Source organism: Nocardioides aequoreus (genome assembly GCF_000720335.1).
GTDB lineage: Bacteria > Actinomycetota > Actinomycetes > Propionibacteriales > Nocardioidaceae > Marmoricola > Marmoricola aequoreus.
Genome location: NZ_JOJN01000010.1, coordinates 1 through 20,593 on the forward strand (window position 1 = coordinate 1; position 20,593 = coordinate 20,593).

The 20,593-nt window shown below is 74.5% G+C and carries 16 protein-coding genes; 12 read left to right on the top strand and 4 right to left on the bottom strand.

Features of this window, described 5'->3' with window-relative positions:
- Positions 1 to 34: 34 nt before the first annotated feature.
- The gene (locus tag IG63_RS0116365) at positions 35 to 217 is read right to left on the bottom strand and encodes a hypothetical protein (protein WP_157210240.1); all 183 of its coding nucleotides are present in this window, start codon (positions 215 to 217) and stop codon (positions 35 to 37) included.
- 1,123 nt (positions 218 to 1,340) lie between these two features.
- On the opposite strand from IG63_RS0116365, the gene IG63_RS0116375 reads away from it, so the two are divergent.
- From IG63_RS0116375 to IG63_RS0116390, 4 genes are all read left to right on the top strand, one after another.
- The gene (locus tag IG63_RS0116375; RefSeq protein ID WP_157210241.1) at positions 1,341 to 2,576 is read left to right on the top strand and encodes an MFS transporter; all 1,236 of its coding nucleotides are present in this window, start codon (positions 1,341 to 1,343) and stop codon (positions 2,574 to 2,576) included.
- 63 nt (positions 2,577 to 2,639) lie between these two features.
- On the top strand, positions 2,640 to 6,197 hold the full coding sequence (dnaE, locus tag IG63_RS0116380; RefSeq protein WP_030485429.1) for a DNA polymerase III subunit alpha: 3,558 nt from the start codon (positions 2,640 to 2,642) through the stop codon (positions 6,195 to 6,197).
- On the top strand, positions 6,194 to 6,781 hold the full coding sequence (locus tag IG63_RS22790; RefSeq protein WP_051707021.1) for a hypothetical protein: 588 nt from the start codon (positions 6,194 to 6,196) through the stop codon (positions 6,779 to 6,781). The genes dnaE and IG63_RS22790 overlap by 4 nt, the downstream gene beginning before the upstream one ends.
- 59 nt (positions 6,782 to 6,840) lie before the next feature.
- Positions 6,841 to 8,364 (top strand): DUF3352 domain-containing protein, encoded by a 1,524-nt coding sequence (locus IG63_RS0116390; protein ID WP_169741811.1) that lies wholly within the window; start codon positions 6,841 to 6,843, stop codon positions 8,362 to 8,364.
- Positions 8,365 to 8,380: 16 nt separating this feature from the next.
- Here IG63_RS0116390 and IG63_RS0116395 read toward each other — a convergent pair whose 3' ends face one another.
- From IG63_RS0116395 to IG63_RS0116405, 3 genes are read right to left on the bottom strand one after another with little or no spacing between them, the layout of a single operon-like run.
- Entirely contained in the window at positions 8,381 to 9,127 is a 747-nt protein-coding gene (locus tag IG63_RS0116395) for an SDR family oxidoreductase (RefSeq protein ID WP_030485432.1), read from the bottom strand.
- A 29-nt stretch (positions 9,128 to 9,156) separates the two neighbouring features.
- Entirely contained in the window at positions 9,157 to 9,654 is a 498-nt protein-coding gene (gene ybaK / locus IG63_RS0116400) for a Cys-tRNA(Pro) deacylase (protein WP_030485433.1), read from the bottom strand.
- Complete coding sequence (locus tag IG63_RS0116405) at positions 9,654 to 10,319, bottom strand: LON peptidase substrate-binding domain-containing protein (protein WP_030485434.1); 666 nt, start codon at positions 10,317 to 10,319, stop codon at positions 9,654 to 9,656. Before IG63_RS0116405 ends, ybaK begins: the two co-directional genes overlap by 1 nt.
- Positions 10,320 to 10,397: 78 nt before the next feature.
- Here IG63_RS0116405 and IG63_RS22795 point away from each other — a divergent pair, with 78 nt between their 5' ends.
- From IG63_RS22795 to hisB, 8 genes are all read left to right on the top strand, one after another.
- The gene (locus IG63_RS22795; RefSeq protein WP_169741812.1) at positions 10,398 to 11,042 is read left to right on the top strand and encodes a TetR/AcrR family transcriptional regulator; all 645 of its coding nucleotides are present in this window, start codon (positions 10,398 to 10,400) and stop codon (positions 11,040 to 11,042) included.
- Positions 11,043 to 11,134: 92 nt separating this feature from the next.
- Positions 11,135 to 13,924, top strand: a complete 2,790-nt coding sequence (locus IG63_RS0116415; RefSeq protein ID WP_051707023.1) for an MMPL family transporter — start codon at positions 11,135 to 11,137, stop codon at positions 13,922 to 13,924.
- Positions 13,921 to 15,975, top strand: a complete 2,055-nt coding sequence (locus tag IG63_RS0116420; protein WP_157210243.1) for a YhgE/Pip family protein — start codon at positions 13,921 to 13,923, stop codon at positions 15,973 to 15,975. Before IG63_RS0116415 ends, IG63_RS0116420 begins: the two co-directional genes overlap by 4 nt.
- On the top strand, positions 15,972 to 17,144 hold the full coding sequence (locus IG63_RS0116425; protein WP_030485438.1) for a DUF4185 domain-containing protein: 1,173 nt from the start codon (positions 15,972 to 15,974) through the stop codon (positions 17,142 to 17,144). Before IG63_RS0116420 ends, IG63_RS0116425 begins: the two co-directional genes overlap by 4 nt.
- 70 nt (positions 17,145 to 17,214) lie before the next feature.
- Complete coding sequence (locus IG63_RS0116430) at positions 17,215 to 17,550, top strand: TraR/DksA family transcriptional regulator (protein ID WP_051707024.1); 336 nt, start codon at positions 17,215 to 17,217, stop codon at positions 17,548 to 17,550.
- A gap of 10 nt (positions 17,551 to 17,560) precedes the next feature.
- Entirely contained in the window at positions 17,561 to 18,877 is a 1,317-nt protein-coding gene (gene hisD, locus IG63_RS0116435) for a histidinol dehydrogenase (protein ID WP_030485440.1), read from the top strand.
- Complete coding sequence (locus IG63_RS0116440) at positions 18,874 to 19,986, top strand: histidinol-phosphate transaminase (RefSeq protein ID WP_036195952.1); 1,113 nt, start codon at positions 18,874 to 18,876, stop codon at positions 19,984 to 19,986. The genes hisD and IG63_RS0116440 overlap by 4 nt, the downstream gene beginning before the upstream one ends.
- A complete protein-coding gene (hisB, locus tag IG63_RS0116445; protein WP_030485442.1) occupies positions 19,983 to 20,591 on the top strand; it encodes an imidazoleglycerol-phosphate dehydratase HisB in 609 nt (202 codons plus the stop codon). The genes IG63_RS0116440 and hisB overlap by 4 nt, the downstream gene beginning before the upstream one ends.
- Positions 20,592 to 20,593 lie beyond the last annotated feature (2 nt).

Below are 20,593 nucleotides of genomic sequence, written 5' to 3' on the forward strand. Positions count from 1 at the left end.
CGAGGACGAGGCGCTCGCGCGGCGTGGGGTGTGGCTACACCGCGACGGCCACGCACCCGGCGTCACCGACCTCCACCTGACCCTCGACACCCCCGACGCGATCGCCTTCGACCACACCGTCGGTCGGCTGGCCGGAGAGCTCAAGGAGCTGGGTGACACCGACGTCCTCGACGTCCGCCGCGCCAAGGCCGTCGGTGTGCTGGCCGACCCCCAGCACGCGCTCGACCTCATGACCGGGAAGTCGAGCGATGCCCGGCCTCGCGATGCCGGGACCGTCGACCTGAACGTCCACCTCACCCCGTCAGACCTCGAGGGCGAGGGCGTGGCGGTGGTCGAGCGGCTCGGCGCACTCTCCACCGAGCTGTTCGCGGGCTGGTTGGCGCGTCACGCCGTGGACGGCGTCGCCGTCCGCGTGCGGCCCGTCATCGACCTCAGCACCGACGCCTCCGTCGACCGACACGACCCACCACCCGCGATGCGCGAGCAGGTCCTCCTGCGGGACGCGACCTGCGTCTCCCCGGCTGCGCCCGCGACTCGCGCTCCTGCGACCTCGACCACATCCAGGCGTACGACCCGGACGGCACGCCCGGCCAGACGCGACCTTCGAACCTTGCGCCGCTGTGCAGGCGCCACCACCGCGCCAAGACCCACGCCGGCTGGAACTACGTCCGCCGCCGCGACGGCACCTACGACTGGTCGAGCCCGCAGGGCAAGACCTACACGGTCGTCCCCACCAGCCGAGCACCCCTCGCCACCCACCACTGACCCGGGCCCCGTCGGTCGAGCTTGTCGAGACCCCGCGCCCCGCGTACCTCGACCACCTGAGCCACTCCGGGTGGTCGAGGAGGTTGCGCAGCAACCGTCTCGAGACCCCGTAAGCGGCCCCCCGGCCGGGTCTCGAGACAGGCGCTGCGCGCCTTCCTCGACCACCCGGCGTCGGTCCGCGCGCCTTGACCACCTGAGCCACTTCGGGTGGTCGAGGAGGTTGCGCAGCAACCGTCTCGAGACCCCGTAAGCGGCCCACCTCGCCGGGTCTCGAGACAGGCGCTGCGCGCCTTCCTCGACCACGGTCCGCGCGCCTTCCTCGACCACCCGGCGTCGGTCCGCGCGCCTTGACCACCTGAGCCACTCCGGGTGGTCGAGGAGGTTGCGCAGCAACCGTCTCGAGACCCCGTAAGCGGCCCACCTCGCCGGGTCTCGAGACAGGCGCTGCGCGCCTTCCTCGACCACGTCTCGAGACAGGCGCTGCGCCTTCCTCGACCACCCGGACCGAGCCGGGGCGCGTGTCTGACGGCTCACATCCGGTGTCGTCCCGGGCGGCGGCGGGGCACGGTGGTGGGGTGAGTGTCTCGGGGCCGTCCGGCGGCCAGCCCGTGGAGCTGCTGCACCGGCCGGGGTCGGCGGGCTACCGGCGGCTCAACCTGGCGATGGTGCTGGCGGGGCTGGCGGCCTTCGGCCTGCTCTACGCCACGCAGCCGGTGCTGCCCCAGCTCGCCGCGGAGTACGCCGTGGCGCCGACGCTGGCGAGCCTGGCGGTGAGCGCGAGCACGGGGGCGCTCGCGCTGACGGTGATCCCCGTGGTGGGGCTCGCCCGGCGCTACGGGCGGGCGCGGGTGATGCGCGGCGGCCTGGTGGCAGCCGTGCTGCTGACGGTCGCGGTGGCGCTGGCCCCCGACTTCACCACCCTGGTGGTGCTGCGCGCCCTGACCGGGGTCGCACTGGCCGCGGTGGCGGGCGTGGCGATGGGCCACGTCGGCGCCGAGGTGCACCCGGCCGGGTTGGCGTCCGCGATGGGGCTCTACGTCTCCGGCAACTCCCTCGGCGGGGTCTCCGGCCGGCTGGTCACCTCCGGGGTCTCCGACCTGGCCGGCTGGCGCTGGGGCGTGCTCGCCCTGGCGCTGGCGGCCGCGGCGGTCACGGTGGTCTTCTGGCGGGTGCTGCCCGACACCGTCGCCGACGACACTGGCGGTCCGGGGGAGGGGGCCTCCGGTGCGGCCGGCTGGCCGGCACCCCGCGTGTGGCTGGTGGCCGTGGTGCCCTTCACCCTCATGGGGGGCTTCGTGGCGGTCTACAACTACCTCGGCTTCCGGCTCTCCGACCCGCCCTTCTCGCTCGCCCCCGGGCTGCTGGGCCTGGTCTTCCTGGCCTACCTCGCCGGCAGCGTGTCGTCGGCCGCGGCCGGCCGTGCCGCCGACCGCTGGGGCCGCCCGGGCGTCCTGGCCGCCTCGGTGCTGGTGATGCTGGCCGGCCTGGCGCTCACGCTGCCCGACCGGCTGGTCCTCGTCGTGGTCGGTCTCGTGGTGCTGACGGCGGGCTTCTTCGCGGCGCACGGCACCGCCAGCGGATGGGCGCCGGCGGTGGCGGGTCCCGGCCGCGGCACCCGGGCCAGCGCGGTCTACGTGGCGGCGTACTACGGGGGCTCGAGCATCTTCGGGCTCTGGCTCGGCGAGGCGTGGACCACGGCCGGCTGGGACGGCGTCGCGGCCGGTGTCGCGGTCCTGGCGGGGACGGCGCTGCTCGCCGCCGCGGTGCTCGCCGCGAGGACGCGTCGCTGTCAGGGGCGGGTGCTTGGCTGACGTAGGGTGAATCCCCTTCCCCCACGCAGTTGCCCTCCGAGCCGAAAGGTCTGAACGCGCTCCATGGCACCGGGCAGCAACGACGGGTTCGTGCACCTCCACGTGCACACCGAGTACTCCATGCTCGACGGCGCGTCGCTGCTCGACGGCCTCTTCGAGCGCACCGCGTCGCTGGGCATGCCGGCCATCGCGATGACCGACCACGGCAACCTCCACGGCGCCTACGACTTCTGGTCCAAGGGCCGCAAGCACGGCGTCAAGCCGATCATCGGGCTGGAGGCCTACCTGACGCCCGGCACGATGCGCGGCGAGCGCCGGCGGGTGCGCTGGGGTCGGGGCGGCGCGGCCGAGGAGGGCGGCGACGACGTCGCGGGCGGTGGCGCCTACACCCACATGACGATGTGGGCGGCCGACACCGTCGGCATGCACAACCTCTTCCGGCTCTCCAGCCGCTCCAGCATGGAGGGCTTCTACTACAAGCCCCGCGCCGACCGCGAGCTGCTCTCCGAGCTCTCGCAGGGTCTGATCGCCACCACCGGCTGCCCCTCGGGCGAGATCCAGACCCGGCTCCGGCTGGGCCAGTGGGACGAGGCCGTCAAGGCCGCCAGCGACTTCCAGGACATCTTCGGCAAGGACAGTTTCTTCCTCGAGCTGATGGACCACGACATCAGCGTCGAGAAGCGCGTGCGCGACGACCTGCTCCGCCTGGGCAAGCAGCTCGGCATCCCGCCGGTGGCGACCAACGACTCCCACTACAACAACCCCGAGGACGCCGGGGCGCAGGACGCGCTGATCTGCGTCGCGTCCGGCAAGCGGCTCTCCGACCCCAACCGGCTCAAGTTCGACGGCGGCGGCTACTACATCAAGTCGGCCGCCGAGATGCGCTCGCTGTGGGCCGACAAGCACGAGATGCCCGAGGCCTGCGACAACACGCTGCTGATCGCCGAGCGCTGCGACGTCCAGTTCAGCGAGTCCACCGGCGGCTACATGGCGCGCGCCGACGTGCCGGCGGGGGAGACCGAGGACTCCTGGTTCCGCAAGGAGGTCTGGCGCGGGATCGAGTCGCGCTACCCCGGCGACGCGCTCACCCAGGACGTCCGCGACCGCGTCGAGATGGAGCTCGGCGTCATCGGCGCCAAGGGCTACTGCGGCTACTACCTCGTGGTCGCCGACTTCATCCAGTGGGCCAAGGACAACGGCATCCGGGTCGGCCCGGGCCGCGGCTCGGGCGCCGGCTCCATCGCGGCGTACGCGCTGCGCATCACCGACCTGTGCCCGCTGCAGCACGGCCTGATCTTCGAGCGCTTCCTCAACCCCGAGCGCCCCTCGATGCCCGACTTCGACATCGACTTCGACGAGCGCCGACGCGCCGAGGTGATCCGCTACGTCAGCGACAAGTACGGCAGCGACCGGGTCGCCTACATCGCCACCTTCGGCCGGCTCAAGGCCAAGGCGGCGATCAAGGACGCCGCCCGCGTGCTCGACTACGGCTTTGGCGTCTCCGACCGGATCACCAAGGCGCTGCCCGCCGACGTGATGGGCAAGGGCGTGCCGCTCAAGGAGCTCTTCAACAGCGAGCACAAGCGCTACGCCGAGGCCGCGGAGTTCCGCACGCTGCACGACTCCGACGCCGACGTCCGCAAGATCTACGAGACCGCGGTCGGCCTGGAGGGCCAGATCCGCCAGTGGGGCGTGCACGCCGCCGGCGTGATCATGTCGAGCGAGCCGCTGGTCGACGTCGTGCCGATCATGAAGCGCGAGCAGGACGGCGCGATCATCACCCAGTTCGACTACCCGATGTGCGAGGCGCTCGGGCTGGTCAAGATGGACTTCCTGGGCCTGCGCAACCTCACCGTACTCGACGACGCGCTGGAGAACATCGAGGCCAACCGCGGCGAGAAGGTCGTGCTCGAGGACCTGCCCTTCGACGACCCCGCGACCTACGAGCTGATGGCCCGCGGCGACACCCTCGGCGTCTTCCAGCTCGACGGCGGCCCGATGCGCGCGCTGCTGCGCAGCATGCGCCCCGACAAGTTCGAGGACATCTCCGCCGTCGGCGCGCTCTACCGCCCGGGCCCGATGGGCGCCGACTCCCACAACAAGTACGCCCGCCGCAAGAACGGCCGCGAGCCCATCGACCCCATCCATCCCGAGCTCGCCGAGGCGCTGGAGCCGGTGCTGGGGGAGACCTACGGCCTGATCGTCTACCAGGAGCAGGTGATGGAGATCGCCCAGGTCCTGGCGGGCTTCAGCCTGGGCCAGGCCGACAACCTGCGGCGCGCGATGGGCAAGAAGAAGAAGGAGGAGCTCGACAAGCAGTACGCCGGCTTCCAGGGCGGCATGCTCGAGCGGGGCTACTCGCAGAAGGCGATCACCGCGCTGTGGGACATCCTGCTGCCCTTCTCCGACTACGCCTTCAACAAGGCGCACTCCGCGGCGTACGGCGTGGTGTCCTACTGGACGGCCTACCTCAAGGCCAACTACCCGCAGGAGTACATGGCGGCGCTGCTCACCAGCACCAAGGACGACAAGGACCGCCGCCCGATCTACCTCAACGAGTGCCGCCGGATGAAGATCCGGGTGCTGCCGCCCGACGTCAACGAGTCGTCGAAGAACTTCACGCCCGTCGGCGAGGACGTGCGCTTCGGGCTCACCGCCATCCGCAACGTCGGGGCGGGCGTCGTCGAGCGCATCGTGGCCGCGCGCGAGGAGCACGGCCGCTTCGAGGACTTCAACGACTTCATGGACAAGGTCGACGCCCAGGTCTGCAACAAGCGGCTGCTGGAGTCGCTGATCAAGGCCGGCGCCTTCGACGACATGAAGCACCGCCGGCGGGCGCTGGTCGCCGTCCACGAGGAGGCCGTCGACCGCTACGCCTCGATGAAGAAGGACGCCGGCGGCGGGCAGGACTCGCTCTTCGACGAGCTGATGGGCGGTAACGAGCCCATCTTCGACATGAAGGTGGCCGTGCCCGACCTCGAGGAGTGGGACAAGATGACGCTGCTCGGCCACGAGCGCGAGATGCTCGGCCTCTACGTCTCCGACCACCCGCTCACCGGCCTCGAGCACGTGCTCTCCAGCGCCGCCGACTGCACCATCGGCCAGCTCGTCACCGACGAGGACCGGCCCGACGGTCAGCAGGTGACCATCTGCGGGCTGATCACGCAGGTGCAGCGCAAGATCACCAAGACCGGCAACACCTGGGCCATCGTGACCATCGAGGACCTCGAGGGCGCGGTCGACGTGCTCTTCTTCCCCAGCGACTACCAGCTCGCCGCCACGCTGCTCGTCGAGGACACCGTGGTCGCGGTGCAGGGCCGGCTCGACCGGAGCAAGGACCAGCCCGAGGTCCGCGGCCGCGCCGTCACGACCCCCTCGCTCGACGACCGCGCCGTCGGACCCGTGACGATCTCGCTGCCCTCCACCCGCTGCACGCCGCCCATCGTCGACCGGCTCAAGGAGGTGCTGCGCACCCACCCCGGCACCACCGAGGTCCGGCTGCGGCTGCTCACCCGCGGCGGCACCCAGCTGCTGCGCGTCGACGACCGGCTCCGCGTCGCTCCCTCGCCCGCGCTGTACGGCGACCTCAAGCAGCTGCTCGGTCCCGGGTGCCTGGGGTGAGCGACCGCAGGGGCTCGCTCGCCGACGTCGTGATCTGCCTGGTGTGGTTCGTCACCGCCGGCGTGCTCGGCGCCGTCGCCTGGGCGCAGCTCGCCCCCACTCCCGTGGCCACGCAGACCGAGGGCGGTGCGGCACTGCAGGGCCAGCAGCTGGAGCTGCAGGTCGGCATCGACGGCTGGTTCGGCGCCGTCGCGCTGGTCCTGGGCCTGCTCAGCGGGCTCGCGCTGCTCACCTGGCGCTCGCGCCGTCCCGAGCTGATGGTGCTGCTCGTGGCACTCGGCGCCGGGCTGTCAGCCGTGCTGATGGTGCGCGGGGGGAGCCTGCTCGGGCCGCCCGACCCCGCCGACGTGCTCGCGGGCGCCGACGTCGGCGCCCAGGCGCCGCTCGACCTGACGCTGCAGGCCACGGGCATGGCCTGGCTGTGGCCGGTGGCCGCGGTGGCCGGGGCGCTGGTGCAGCTGCTGGTGCTGCGCCGTGCCGACGGCGAGGAGCCCGGAGAGACCCCCTCGGAGTCCGACGCCGGCCCCGCCGACCACCCCGACGATGCCGCGCGGATCGCGCCGGGCCGTCCCGCGCCGGGGTAGCCTGCTGCCCGTAGCGCCGCGGACGACCAACGGGGGGACCGATGTCCGAGACCACTTCCATGCCTGTGCAGCCCGAGCCGCAGGAGCCGACGGGCTCCTCGCGCCGCGGCCGGGGCAGCCTGGTCGTCCTGCTCGTCTCCGGGGCGGTGGTGCTGCTGCTCGCCGGCGGCGGCTTCGCGGCCTGGCGGCTGCTGGCCGGTGGCGGCGCGCAGCCGGCCGACGTGCTGCCCGCCGACACGCTCGGCGTGGTCAGTGTCGACCTCGACCCCTCCGGCGGCCAGAAGATCGAGGCGATCCAGACGCTGCGCAAGTTCCCCGCCTTCCGCGAGGAGGTGGGCCTGGAGTCCGACGACGACGTGGTGCAGGCGCTCTTCGAGAGGCTGCAGGCCGAGGAGGACGTCTGCCCCGACGTCGACTACGCCGAGGACGTCAAGCCCTGGCTCGGCCAGCGCTTCGCCGTGGCCGCCCTCCCGGGCGACGACGAGCCGACGCCCGTCGGCGTGGTCCAGGTGACCGACGCCGACGCCGCGCGTGACGGCATCGAGGCGCTGCAGGCCTGCGGCGACACCGGTGACCAGGCCGGCGGCCTCGCCTTCGGCGACGACTACGTCGTGATCGCCGAGACCGACGAGATCGCCGAGCAGGCGCTGGCCGACGGCCAGGAGGACCCGCTGAGCGGCGACGACGCCTACCAGCGCTGGACCGACGAGGCCGGCGGCGACGGCATCGTGGAGATGTACGCCGCGGCCGAGGCGGCCGAGCTCTTCGGCGAGCTGGCCGCGCAGGGCGGGCAGGACACCGAGGGGCTCGAGGAGCAGCTGGAGGACTTCGAGGGAGCCGCGGCCTCGCTGCGCTTCGACGACGGCGTCGTGCTCTCCTTCGCCAGCAGCGCGGCCGGCGCCGTCGGTGACGCGCCGCTCGACCAGGAGCTCGAGACGCTGCCCGACGACACCGCGGCGCTGCTGGCGCTCGGGGTCAGCGAGGAGACCCGCGACCGGATCCGCGAGGCCACCGCGCCGGGCCAGCCGGGCGCCACCGACGACCTGCTCGGCCAGGTCGAGGGCGCGCTGGGCTCGGTGGGGCTGAGCTTCCCCGACGACGTGCTGACGCTGCTCGGCGACTCGCTGAGCCTCTCGGTCGGCGGTGAGGCCCCGGCCTCGGAGCCCACCGGGCCGCAGGACGTCCCGGCCGGGCTCCGCGTCCAGGGCGACGCCGCCGAGATCCAGGACATCCTCGACCGGGTCGAGCAGGCGAGCGGCCTGTCGCTGGAGTCGCAGGGCGTGGTCGTCGAGTCCGACGACGACACCGTGGCGATGTCCTTCCAGCCGGCGTACGCCGAGAGCCTGCTCGAGGGGGAGGGCTCGCTGCTGGACTCCGAGGCCTTCGAGTCCGTGGTGCCCGAGGGCGAGCAGGCCACCGCCGTGCTCTACCTCCACCTCACCGACTCCTGGCGCGAGCTGGTCACGAGCACCGTCGACGACCCCGAGCTGGAGGACAACCTGGCGCCGCTGCGGGCCTTCGGGATCTCCGGCTGGGTCGACGGCGACGTCGCCCGCGGCGAGGCCCGGCTGTCGCTGAACTGACCGTGGCGCGGTTGGGTCAGCTCACCTGGTCCACCGCGCGCACGAGCAGCTCGTTGACGCCCATGTGTGCCGGCCGCGTCACCATGTAGCCGATGGCGTCGGCCACGTCCTCGGCCTGCAGCGCCTCGCGCTCGCCGAAGTCACGCCCCGCCGTGAGCTCGGTGACCACGAAGCCGGGCTCGACCAGCCCCACGCGCACGCCCTGGGGGCCGAGCTCCTGGCGCAGGCCCTCGCTGAAGGCACCGACAGCGTGCTTGGTGGCGGCGTAGACGTTGCTCTCGGGCTTGGGCACCCGGCGGCCGCTGGCGGAGCTCACCGTGACAAGGTCGGCCACCCCGCGGGTGCCCGACGCCGCGGCCAGCAGGTGCGGCAGCGCGGCGTGCGTCGCGTTGAGAACGCCGCCGAGGTTGACCTCGACCATGAGCTGCCAGTCGGCCAGGTCGGCCTCCGCGGCGGGACCCGAGCGCGCCACGCCGGCGTTGTTGACCAGCACGTCGATCGCGCCGTGCCGCTCGGCGACCCCGTCGAGCGCGGCGCGCACGGCGTCGGCGTCGGTGACGTCGACCTCCACCGGGTCGGCCTGCCCCCCGGCCTCGGCGAGCTCGTGGGCCAGCTGCTGGAGCCGGTCGGCGCGGCGCGCGACCAGCGCCACCGTGGCGCCGAGGACCGACAGCGCGCGAGCGGTCGCCTCCCCGATGCCGCTGGAGGCGCCGGTGACGACGGCGACGGTGCCGGAGAGGTCTCGTGCGGTGGTGGGCTGCATGCCGTGCCGGTGCCCGGAGGCACCCGTGGTCACACCCGGGCCAGGGGAGCGACCTGCGCCTCGAGCAGCCGGACGAGGTCGCGCGGGTCCAGGCCGAGGTCGAGGCCGCGCCGTCCGCCGCTCACGTAGACGCGCGCGAGCTCCAGCGCGCTGGCGTCGACCACGGTGGTCAGCGCGGTGCGCTGCCCCAGCGGGCTGATGCCGCCGACGACGTAGCCGGTGCTCCGCTCCGCCCGCGCCGGGTCGGCCATCGCCGCGCGCTTGGCCCCCAGGGCGGCCGCGAGGGCCTTGAGGTCGAGCTGGCCGCTGACCGGCACCACGGCCACCACCAGCCGCCCGTCGACGTCGGCGAGGAGGGTCTTGAAGACCTCGCCGGGCTCCAGGCCGAGCAGCGCCGCCGCCTCGCCGCCGTACGACGCCGCCGCGGGGTCGTGGTCGTAGGGGTGCACCGAGTAGGCGACGCCGGCCCGGTCGAGCGCCGTCGTGGCCGGGGTCCCGCCATTCCGGGCGCGCCGCTCCCGGGCCATCAGTTGGGCGACCACCGGGTGCGCGCGACCTCGGTCGCGGGCAGCGACGGCAGCGCGCGCATCGCCCGCATCTCCTCGCGCAGCAGGCCCCGCAGCGCGCGCAGCCGGTCGGTGGCGCCCTCGGCCTCGAGCAGCTCCTGTCGCTGCGGCAGCGTCAGCAGGCAGGTGCTCGCCAGCGCGTAGGAGAGGTACGCCGGGTCGCGTGGCAGCTCGCCCACCAGCACCGGTCCACCGCGCAGGTCGGAGAGCCGCGCGCGGTAGGTCTCGAAGACCTCGAGCGTGTGCGCCGCCTCCTCGGCCGCCCCCTCCTCCTCACCGTCGGGCAGCAGCGTCACCTGGCCGCGCAGGAAGGGGCCGCTGGCGTCGTGCTCGAGCACCCGCAGCCGCTCGCGACCGATCACCTCGATGTCGAAGCGGCCGTCGTCGTAGGGGTGCACCTCGCTCAGCTGCACCAGGGTGCCGACCCGGTGCACCGACTGGGCGCCGTGGTCGCCGACCTCGTAGCCCTCGCGGATGGCGACGACCCCGAAGACGCGGTCGAAGACCTGCTCCACCTCGAGCAGCTCACGGATCAGGGTGCGGTAGCGCTCCTCGAAGACGTGCAGCGGCAGCGAGACCCCGGGGAAGACCACGGTGCTGAGGGGGAACAGCGGCACCGTCGTCATGGGGCCAACCTAGCGAGTCGGCCCGGCGCTCAGGGGCGGCGCGCGGCGGCTCCGCGCGCCGCGACGTACGGTGTGAGCGTGTCGAGCGACGCCGTGCCTGACGCCGTGTCCGGGGGGACGACGCCCGCCGGCACCGACGGTCGTGCGGCGCGGCGGCAGCGCAACCTGGAGGCGGTGCTCGACGCCGTCCACGAGCTCTTCGTCGAGGGGGACATCGAGCCCTCCCCGGAGGACGTCGCCCGTCGCTCGGGGGTCTCGCTGCGCTCGGTCTACCGCTACTTCCCCGACCGCGAGCAGCTGCTGCTGGCGGCCCTGCAGCGACGGCTGGTCGTGGCGGAGCCGCTCTTCGTGCTCGAGGGGGCCGGCGAGGGCGGTCCGGAGGAGCGGATCGCCGCCTTCCTCGACCACCGGATGCTGCTCTACGGCGCGATCGCCCCCACCGCGCGCGTCGCGCTGCTCGCGGCGCGGCAGCTGCCGGTGATCGCGGCCGTGGTGCACCACCGGCGCAGCCAGCTGCACGCGCTGGTGTGGCAGCAGTTCGCGCCCGAGCTCGACCGGCTGGGCCCCGAGCGGGCCGAGGCGGTGGCGGCGGCGATCGACACGGTGTGCCAGTTCGAGCCGCTCGAGGCCCTCCGCCGGGAGCGCGGCCTGTCGGAGGAGAGCACCCGCGAGGTGCTGGCCACCATGCTGCGGGCGCTGCTCGAGCCGGCGGGCATGGCCTAGGCCACCGGGCACGGCCCCTTGCCAGGGCCGAAGTATTGGCAAGATGCTTGCCACATCTCTCTCGACGGTGTGCCGGACCCGGAGGAGTGGCCGTGTCGCTCGCCTTGTTCCACCTCGCGGAGGTCCTGGCACGCCGGCGCGGACTCGTCCTCGCGGGCTGGCTGCTGCTGCTGGCGCTGCTGGTGGGCGGGGCGGGCGCCCTCGGCGACGACTTCGACGACTCCGTCGCGATCCCCGGCACGGAGTCGCAGCAGGGCCAGGTCGTGCTCAGCGACCGCTTCGGCCTCACCGGGGCGGCCGGCCAGGTGCTGATCTCGACGGGCTCGGGACGTCTCACCGACCCCACGACCCGCACCGACGTCGCCGACCTCGTCGCGCGCACCGACGCCGTCGACGGCGTGTCGGTGAGCGACCCGCTCGACGGCGACGACCCGCTGCTCTCCGACGACGGGCGCTCCACGATCGCGCAGCTGCGCTTCGACGACCAGGTGCCCTCCTCGCGAGTGCTCGACGCGGTCGCGGCAGCGGCCGAGCCGAAGCCGGGCAGCCCCCTCACGACGTACGTCGGCGGCGACGCCTACAAGGCTGACAACGACCCGAGCCGGGTGCCCGAGCTGCTCGGGCTGATGGTGTCGTTCCTGATCCTCGCGGTCACCTTCGGCTCCCTGGTCGCCGCCGGGATGCCGATCCTGAGCTCGCTGGTGGGCGTGGGCGTGACGCTGAGCACGGTGGTGCTCGTCTCCTCCGTCGCGACCGTCTCGAGCAACGCCCCCACCCTGGCGGAGATGCTCGGCCTGGCGGTGGGCATCGACTACGCGCTCTTCATCCTCTCCCGCTACCGGCGCCACCTGGGCGAGGGTCTCGCGCCGACGGAGGCGATGGCGCGCGCCCTCGCCACGGCGGGGAGCGCGGTCGTCTTCGCGGGGGCGACGGTCGTCATCGCGCTGGCCGGGCTCGCCGTCGCCGGCATCCCCGTGCTCACCGTGATGGGTCTCGCGGCCGCCGGCGCGGTCAGCGTCGCGGTGCTCGCCGCGCTCACGCTCATCCCCTCCCTCGCGCTCCTCCTGGGGGAGCGGTTGCGACCTCGCCCCCCGCGCGAGCGCACGCGCCGCTCGGGCCGGCCACGATCGCCCCGGCGCGGCGTGGCCGGCCCCTGGGTCCGCGCGGTCACGCGGGTGCCGCTGCTGACCGTGGCCGCGGTGCTGGTGCTGCTCGGGCTGGTCGCCGTGCCGGCCGCCGGCATGCGCCTGGCGCTGCCCGACAACAGCACCGCGCCGTCGGGCACCTCGGCGCGCGAGACCTACGACGCCATCACGCGGACCTTCGGCGAGGGCTACAACTCCCCGCTCTCGGTGGCGGTCGACGTGATCGCGAGCACCGACCCGAGCGGCGCCGTCGACGACCTCGCCGACGACATCGCGGCCGTGCCCGACGTCGTCGACATCACCATGGCCACGCCCAACCCCGGGGGCGACACCGGTCTGGTGCAGGTGGTGCCGCGCGAGGGGCAGACGGCGGCGTCGACCAGCGACCTGGTGCGCGCGTTGCGCGCCGCGGCGCCCGGGTGGGAGGACGACCTCGGCGTCGGCCAGATCCTCGTGACCGGCCAGACGGCCATCAACATCGACGTCTCCGAGCGGCTCGGCGGTGCCCTCGTGCCCTTCGCCGCGATCGTCATCGGGCTCTCGCTGCTGCTGCTGACGGTGGTCTTCCGCTCGGTCGCGGTGCCGCTCAAGGCGACGCTGGGCTACCTGCTCTCGGTCGGGGCCGCGCTCGGCGCGGTGGTGGCCGTCTTCCAGTGGGGCTGGCTCTCCGGAGTGCTGGGCGAGGCGCCGGGACCGATCGTGAGCTTCCTGCCGATCTTCGTCATGGGGGTGCTCTTCGGACTGGCGATGGACTACGAGATGTTCCTGGTCTCCGCGATGCGGGAGGAGTACGTCGCCACGGGCGACCCGCGGGGGGCGGTCGAGCGGGGCTTCCGGGCCTCGGCTCGCGTGGTGACCGCGGCCGCCCTGATCATGACGAGCGTCTTCGTGGCCTTCATCCCCGCGGGGAGCGCGACCATCAAGCCGATCGCGCTCGGGCTCGCGGTCGGGGTCTTCGTCGACGCCTTCGTGGTGCGGATGACGCTGGTGCCGGCGGTGCTCGTGCTGCTCGGCCGCGGCGCGTGGTGGCTGCCCGGCTGGCTCGCGCGGCGGCTGCCCGAGGTCGACGTCGAGGGTGCGGCGCTGCACCGCAAGGTGGCGGTGGAGAGCTGGCAGGACGAGCACGGCACGGTCGCGCTGCTCGCCCGCGGTCTCGTCGTGCCGGGGAGCGAGGAGCCACTGCACCTGGCGGTGCCGCCCGGTCGGGTGGGCCGCCTCGACGTCGCGCCGGGCGCCGGCCGCGCGACGGCGTACGTGCTCGGCGGTCGGGGCCACCAGCAGGCGGGGGAGCTGGTGGTGGCCGGCCTGCTGCTGCCCGAGCAGCGCGCGGCGGCGCAGCCGCTGGTGACCGTCGTCGAGCCCACCATCGCGGGCCCGCACGACTCCACCCCGGCGGCCGTCGCCGCCCGTGTCAGGCTGCTGAGCTCCTCCAGGCGCCGACGGCGCGAGCTGACCGCCGCCGCCACGATCCTGACGGCGTCGCTGACGACCCGGGTGGACCCACCGCCCGCGTGGCGCGGCGCCGTGGTCGAGGCCGCGCTCGCGCTGGCGAGCGGCGTCCGGGTGGTGGTGCTGGTCGCGCCGCCGACGCGCCGGGCCGAGCCGACGCTCGAGGGGCTCGCCCAGGCCCTCGCCGACGAGGGCGCCGCCGTGGTCGTCGTGGCCGAGGGTGTCACCCCGGTGACGGAGCAGGCGCCGGAGGAGCGCGGGGCCCGCGCCGGCGAGGTCTTCGCGTGAGCGGGTCACGGCGGCGTACCTGGTCGCGCCGGGTCCTGGTGGGGCTGCTGCTGCCGGGGCTGGCGGCCGCCGCACTGGTGTGGTCGACCACCGGCCGGGCCGACCGGGTCGACCGGATCCCGGTGGCGGTCGTCAACGAGGACCAGATCGTCACCGACCCCACCACCGTCGCCGGAGGGCGGGCGCTGACCGCCTCGCTGACCGACCCCGCCGACGCCGACCCCCGGCTGGCGTGGACCCTGACCGACACGAGCGACGCGACGCGGGGCCTGCGCTCGGGGGAGTACTACGCGGTGCTGACCATCCCGGAGGACTTCTCGGCGGCCCTGGTCTCCACCGCAGGCGACCAGCCCCAGGCGGGTCGGCTCACCCTGGAGAGCAACGGCGCGGCCAGCGTCACGGTGCCCTACCTGAGCCAGGCCGTCGTCGCCGCGGCCGCCGACGCGCTCGGGCAGCAGTCGACCGAGGGCTACCTGAAGAACGTCTACGGGGGCTTCAACCAGATCGCGGACTCCAACCAGCAGGCCGCCGACAGCGCGGCGCAGCTGGCCGACGGCACCGCGCAGCTGGCCGACGGCGCCGTACAGCTCGACGACGGCACCGAGGAGCTCGCCGGGGGCCTCGACGCGCTCGCCTCGGGGGCGGGGGAGCTGCAGCAGGGCGCGGCGTCGCTGAGCACCGGCGCGGACGAGGTGGCCCGCGGCAGCCGTGAGCTCACGACCGGCTCCGCCGACGTCGCCCGCGGTGCCGGCTCGCTCGCCCGCAGCAGCGGCAGGCTGGCGGCCGGTGGCCGCGACCTCGCCCGGCTGACCGGCGAGGTCGCCCGCGCCACCGCCGTCGTGGGGCGCGCCACCGACCGGCTGGCCCAGGGCAGCCAGGGCCTGGCGTCCGACCTGCGCGCGCTGCGGTCGTCCTGCCGCGCCTCCGGGGCCGACGTCGCCTTCTGCGCCCACCTCGACCGCCTCGCCGTGCGCTCCACCGCGGTGGGCGCCGGGTCCCGGGTCGTCGACCGAGGCGTCGACGGGCTCGGCCGCGCCACCGGCGTCGTCCGCGACAGGACGCGCGCGCTCGCCGCCGGTCAGCGCGAGCTCGCCAGCGGGGCTCGCGACCTCGCGGCGGCGAGCGACCGCCTGGCGGCCGGCTCCCGGCACGTCGCCGACGGGGCGGTCTCGGTGGCGGACGGCGCGACCGAGCTCGACGCGGCGACCGGCTCGGTCGCCGGCGGCGCGGCGTCCAGCGCCACGGCCGCCGGCGAGCTGGCCACGGGCTCGCAGACGCTCAGCTCCAGCGCCGGCCAGGCCGACGCGGGCGCCGAGCAGCTCAGCCAGGGGCTGGCCAAGGGCGCCGCGGAGTCGCCGACCTACAGCGACGACCAGCAGACGGCGCTCGCCGGCACGGTGAGCCAGCCGGTGGTCCTGTCGAGCTCGGTGGAGCACGCCGCCCACGACGACGGCTGGCTGGTCGCGGCGATCGTCGGGCTGGTGCTGTGGCTCGGCGCGGTCGCCGCCTCGCTGGGGGTCGACGTGCTCGGCGGGCTCCGGCACGCCCTGACCCCGGTCTCCTCGCGCCGGCTCGCCCTGGTGCAGGCCCTGCCGGTGCTGGGGCTGGCGCTCGCCCAGGCCGCGGCGGTGCTGCTGGCCCTGGCGGTGCTGCGCGTCGGCATGGTCTCGGCCTGGGGCTTCGGCCTGCTCAGCGTGCTGGCGGCGGTGTGCTTCGGGCTGGTGGCCTACGCGCTGCGGCTCGCCGGCGGCTGGGTCGGCGTGGGGGTCGGCGTGCTGCTGCTCGCGGTGCAGCTGGCCTCGCTGGGCAACGTGCTGCCGCTGGAGACCGCGCCCGCCCCCGTGCAGGTGCTCAACGGCCTGCTGCCGGTGACGGCGTACGTCGACGCGGCCAGCCAGCTGGTCTCCGGCGGCGCGGTGGGGTCGGTGACGGGGGCGGTGCTGGTGCTCGTCGCGTGGGGCGGGTCGGCGTACCTGCTCGCGGGCGGGGTGGTGAAGCGGCACCGGCTGCAGCACGACCGGGAGCCGGCCGCTGTCATGCTGGCCACGTGAGAGCTCGCCCGGCGCTGCTGGCGCTGGTGGCGGTCCTGGCGGTGACGGTCGCGACGGGGCTGTGGTGGGTGCAGCGCGACCCGCCGGGCCCCCGGGCCGAGGGATCGCTCGGCGACAGCAGCGCGAGGCTCACCGACTGCGTCGAGACCGGGCCGCTGCGCTCGGTCGACGACGCCAACCGCTTCGTGCGCTCGGTGCGCGGCAACGGCGCCTTCCAGGGCGCCGACGTGGGCGCCGACGTCGCGCTGCAGGACGGGCGCCGGCTGTGGGTCTTCGGCGACACGCTCCGGGCCGCCGACTTCGACGGGCAGCGCTTCGTGCGCAACTCCATGCTGGTGATCGGCGACGGCTGCGCGGAGGCCGTGGTGCCGCAGGACCACGGCGCCGTCGTCCCCGACCGTGACGAGCGGGTCGGCTACTGGCCGATGTCGGTGGCGCGCGAGGAGCACGACGGCTTCGACCTCGTGGCCGTCGGCACCCAACGGGTGCGCACCACCGACGCGCCCGACGGCGCCTTCGCCTTCGAGTCCCTCGGCCCCTCCGTCGCCGTCTTCACGGTGCCCGCCGGAGGTACGCCGCGGCTGCTCGCCCAGCGCGACCTCGGCGACGACGACCCCGACCCCGCCCGCCCGCAGTGGGGCGCGGCCGCCGTCGTCCACGACGGCTGGGCCTATCTCTACGGCACCGCCCGCCCCGACCGGGAGGGCGTCTTCGGCTTCTCGCTGCGGGTCGCCCGGGTCCGACCGACCGACGTGCTCGACCTGGGTGCCTGGCGCTACTGGGACGGACGCCGCTGGCAGCCGCGCGCCGACCGGGCCGCGGTCCTGGTGCCGGCGGAGCGGGGGGTCTCGCAGACGCTGAGCGTCTTCGAGCGCGACGGGCGGTGGTACGCGCTGAGCAAGCGCGACGAGTTCCTCGGCAGCGAGGTGGCGGTGTGGCAGGCGCCGTCGCCGGCGGGACCGTGGGACGACGGCACCGCCGTGGCCTCCCTGCCCTCCGACGTCGACGCCGGCGAGCTGCGCTACATGCCGCTGGCGCACCCGGACCTGCACCCCGAGCCCGGCCGCGTGCTGGTCTCCTACAGCCGCAACGACACCGACGTCACCAAGGTCACCGCCGACCCCTTCCGCTACCGCCCCGCCTTCATGGTCGTGCGGCTGCCGGGCTGAGGCCGTCGGGCGAGGCTGTCGGCCGGGGGTGTCGGCTGGGGGTGTCGGCTGGGGGTGCCAGGCTGGAGGGGTGGACGACGACCTGGCCGCCCGGCTGCGGGAGCTCCGGGAGGAGGCCCGGCAGCGGCTCGACGAGCTCGACCACGACCTCGACGGCGTGGTGCAGGCCTCCCGCGACACCAACGCCGACGACGAGCACGACCCGGAGGGCGCGACGATCGCCTACGAGCGCTCGCAGCTCGGCGCGCTGCGGGCGCAGGCCCGTGCACGGCTGGCCGAGGTCGACGCCGCCCTCGAGCGCCTGGCCGCGGGACGCTACGGCCGGTGCGAGGTGTGCGGGGAGCCGATCCCGCCGGCGCGTCTCGTCGCCCGTCCCACGGCCCGCACCTGCGTCGCCCACGCCTAGACTGGAGGGCATGATTCGCCGGATCGACCTGCGGGGGGAGACCCCTGACGACTACCGCGCCGTGGTGCCGCGCGCGGACTTCGACGTCGAGGCCGCCGTGCATGTCGTCCGCCCGATCTGCGACGACGTGCGCGAGCGCGGCGTCGCGGCGGTGCTGGAGTACTCCGCCCGCTTCGACGGCGTCGAGCTGACCGACGTGGCGGTGCCCCGCGAGGCGCTGACCCGGGCCCTCGACGAGCTCGACCCCGACGTGCGCGCCGGGCTCGAGGAGTCGATCGCGCGGCTGCGGCGCACCTGCGAGGCCGAGCGCGAGGACGACGTCGTCACCCAGGTCGCCCCCGGTGCGGTCGTCACCGCGCGCATGGTGCCGATGGACCGGGTCGGGCTCTACGTGCCCGGCGGCGTCGCGCCGCTCGTCTCCAGCGTGGTGATGAACGTCGTGCCCGCCCAGGTGGCCGGCGTCGGCTCGATCGCCCTCGCCAGCTCGCCCAACAAGGCGCACGGCGGTCTGCCGCACCCGACGATCCTGGCCGCCTGCGAGCTGCTCGGCGTCACGGAGGTCTACGCCGCCGGCGGGGCGCAGGCGATCGCGATGTTCGCCCACGGGGCCGGCCCGTGCCGGCCGGTCGACCTCGTCACCGGGCCGGGCAACATCTACACCGTCGCGGCCAAGCGGCTGCTCAAGGGCGTCGTCGGCATCGACTCCGAGGCCGGTCCCACCGAGATCGCCGTGCTCGCCGACGACACCGCCGAGGCGGCGTACGTCGCGGCCGACCTGGTCTCGCAGGCCGAGCACGACCCGATGGCCGCCAGCGTGCTGGTCACCGACTCGCTGCGCCTGGCCGACGAGGTCGAGGTCGAGCTCGAGAAGCAGGTGGCCGCGACCCGCCACGTCGAGCGCGTGCGCACCGCCCTGACCGGGCAGCAGTCCGGCATCGTGCTGGTCGACGACGTCGAGCAGGGCCTCGCGGTGGTCAACGCCTACGCCGCCGAGCACACCGAGATCCAGACCGCCGACGCCGCCGACGTGGCCCGCCGGGTGCGCAACGCCGGCGCCGTCTTCGTCGGTCCGTGGGCCCCGGTCTCGCTCGGCGACTACTGCGCCGGCTCCAACCACGTGCTGCCCACGGCCGGCTGTGCCTGCCACTCCTCGGGGCTCTCCGTGCGCTCCTTCCTCAAGGCCGTGCACCTCGTCGAGTACACCCGCGAGGCGCTCGACGACGTGGCCCGCCACGTCACCGTGCTGGCCCACGCCGAGGACCTCCCCGGCCACGCGGCGGCGGTCGACGTGCGCGCGTCGGTCGAGCCTGCCGAGACCCCGTCGTGAGCTGGCCCCCGCTGCGCGAGGAGCTCCGCGGGGTGGCGCCGTACGGCGCACCGCAGCTCTCGCTCGAGCAGGCGCCGGTCCAGCTCAACGTCAACGAGAACCCCTACGGCCCCTCCCAGGCCGTCGTCGACGACGTCGCGGCGTCGGTCGCGGCGGTGGCGGGGTCGCTCAACCGCTACCCCGACCGCGAGTTCACCGAGCTGCGCGGCGCGCTCGCCGACTACCTGCACCACGAGGCCGGCGTCCGGGTCGACCCTGCTCAGGTCTGGGCGGCCAACGGCTCCAACGAGGTGATGCTGCAGCTGCTGCAGGCCTTCGGTGGGCCGGGACGCACGGCGGTGAGCTTCGCGCCGACGTACTCGATGTACCCGGAGTACGCCCGCGACAGCCTCACCACCTACGTCGTGGGCCGTCGCGAGGCCGACTTCTCCTTCGACCTCGCCGAGGCCGAGCGCGTGGTCGCCGAGCACCGCCCGAGCGTGGTGCTGCTGCCCTCGCCCAACAACCCCACCGGCACCGCGCTGCCGCACGAGGTCATCGGCACGCTCTGCGAGCTCGTCGGCGACGGCGGGGTCGTCGTGATCGACGAGGCGTACGCCGAGTTCCGCCGCGCCGGCACGCCCTCGGCGCTCGAGCTGCTGCCCGCGCACCGCAACCTGGTGGTCACGCGCACCATGAGCAAGGCCTTCGCGCTCGCGGGAGCCCGCCTGGGCTACCTCGCCGCGGCGCCCGAGATCTGTGACGCGCTGCGCGTCGTCCGGCTGCCCTACCACCTCTCCGCGGTCACCCAGGCCACGGCGCTGGCGGCGCTGCGCCACCGCGACGAGCTGCTCGGCAAGGTCGCCGAGCTCCGCGGCGAGCGCGACGCCCTCGTCGCCTGGCTGCGCGAGCGGGGCCTCTCGGTGGCGCCGAGCGACGCCAACTTCGTGCTCTTCGGGGAGTTCGCCGACCGGGAGCGGGTCTGGCAGCATCTGCTCGACCAGGGCGTGCTGATCCGCGTCACCGGCCCGGAGGGCTGGCTGCGCGTCTCGGTCGGCACCCCCGAGGAGATGGCGGCCTTCCGCAGCGCCCTCGTCCACGCCACCGCCCCCCAGGAGATCGCGCCATGAGCCGCACCAGCCGCATCGAGCGCCGGACCAAGGAGTCCTCGGTGCTCGTCGAGCTCGACCTCGACGGCACCGGTGCGACCGACATCAGCACCGGCGTCGGCTTCTACGACCACATGCTCGACGCGCTCGGCCGCCACTCGCTGGTCGACCTCACCGTGCGCACCGAGGGTGACGTGCACATCGACGGCCACCACAGCGTCGAGGACACCGCCATCGTGATCGGGGAGGCGCTGCGCGAGGCGCTCGGCGACAAGCGCGGCATCCGGCGCTACGGCGACGCGCTGGTGCCGCTCGACGAGGCGCTCGCGCAGGCGGTCGTCGACGTCTCCGGCCGGCCCTACTTCGTGCACTCCGGCGAGCCCGACGGTCAGGTCTACGCCCTGATCGGCGGCTCCGGCGTGCCGTACGCCGGCTCGCTGACCGCGCACGTGCTGGAGTCGATCGCCCACCACGCCGGCATCACCATGCACGTGCGGCTGCTGGGCGGTCGCGACCCCCACCACATCGTCGAGGCGCAGTTCAAGGCCGTCGCCCGCGCGCTGCGCGACGCGGTGGCGCTCGACCCGCGCGAGACGGGCGTTCCGTCGACCAAGGGATCGCTGTAGCC

What these genes read in the sequence shown, in the direction of transcription:
- dnaE (WP_030485429.1), top strand. Translation starts at nt 2,640, where the DNA reads ATGGCACCGGGCAGCAACGACGGGTTCGTGCACCTCCACGTGCACACC.
- IG63_RS0116390 (WP_169741811.1), top strand. Translation starts at nt 6,841, where the DNA reads ATGCCTGTGCAGCCCGAGCCGCAGGAGCCGACGGGCTCCTCGCGCCGC.
- IG63_RS0116395 (WP_030485432.1), bottom strand. Translation starts at nt 9,127, where the DNA reads ATGCAGCCCACCACCGCACGAGACCTCTCCGGCACCGTCGCCGTCGTC.
- ybaK (WP_030485433.1), bottom strand. Translation starts at nt 9,654, where the DNA reads ATGGCCCGGGAGCGGCGCGCCCGGAATGGCGGGACCCCGGCCACGACG.
- IG63_RS0116405 (WP_030485434.1), bottom strand. Translation starts at nt 10,319, where the DNA reads ATGACGACGGTGCCGCTGTTCCCCCTCAGCACCGTGGTCTTCCCCGGG.
- hisD (WP_030485440.1), top strand. Translation starts at nt 17,561, where the DNA reads ATGATTCGCCGGATCGACCTGCGGGGGGAGACCCCTGACGACTACCGC.
- hisB (WP_030485442.1), top strand. Translation starts at nt 19,983, where the DNA reads ATGAGCCGCACCAGCCGCATCGAGCGCCGGACCAAGGAGTCCTCGGTG.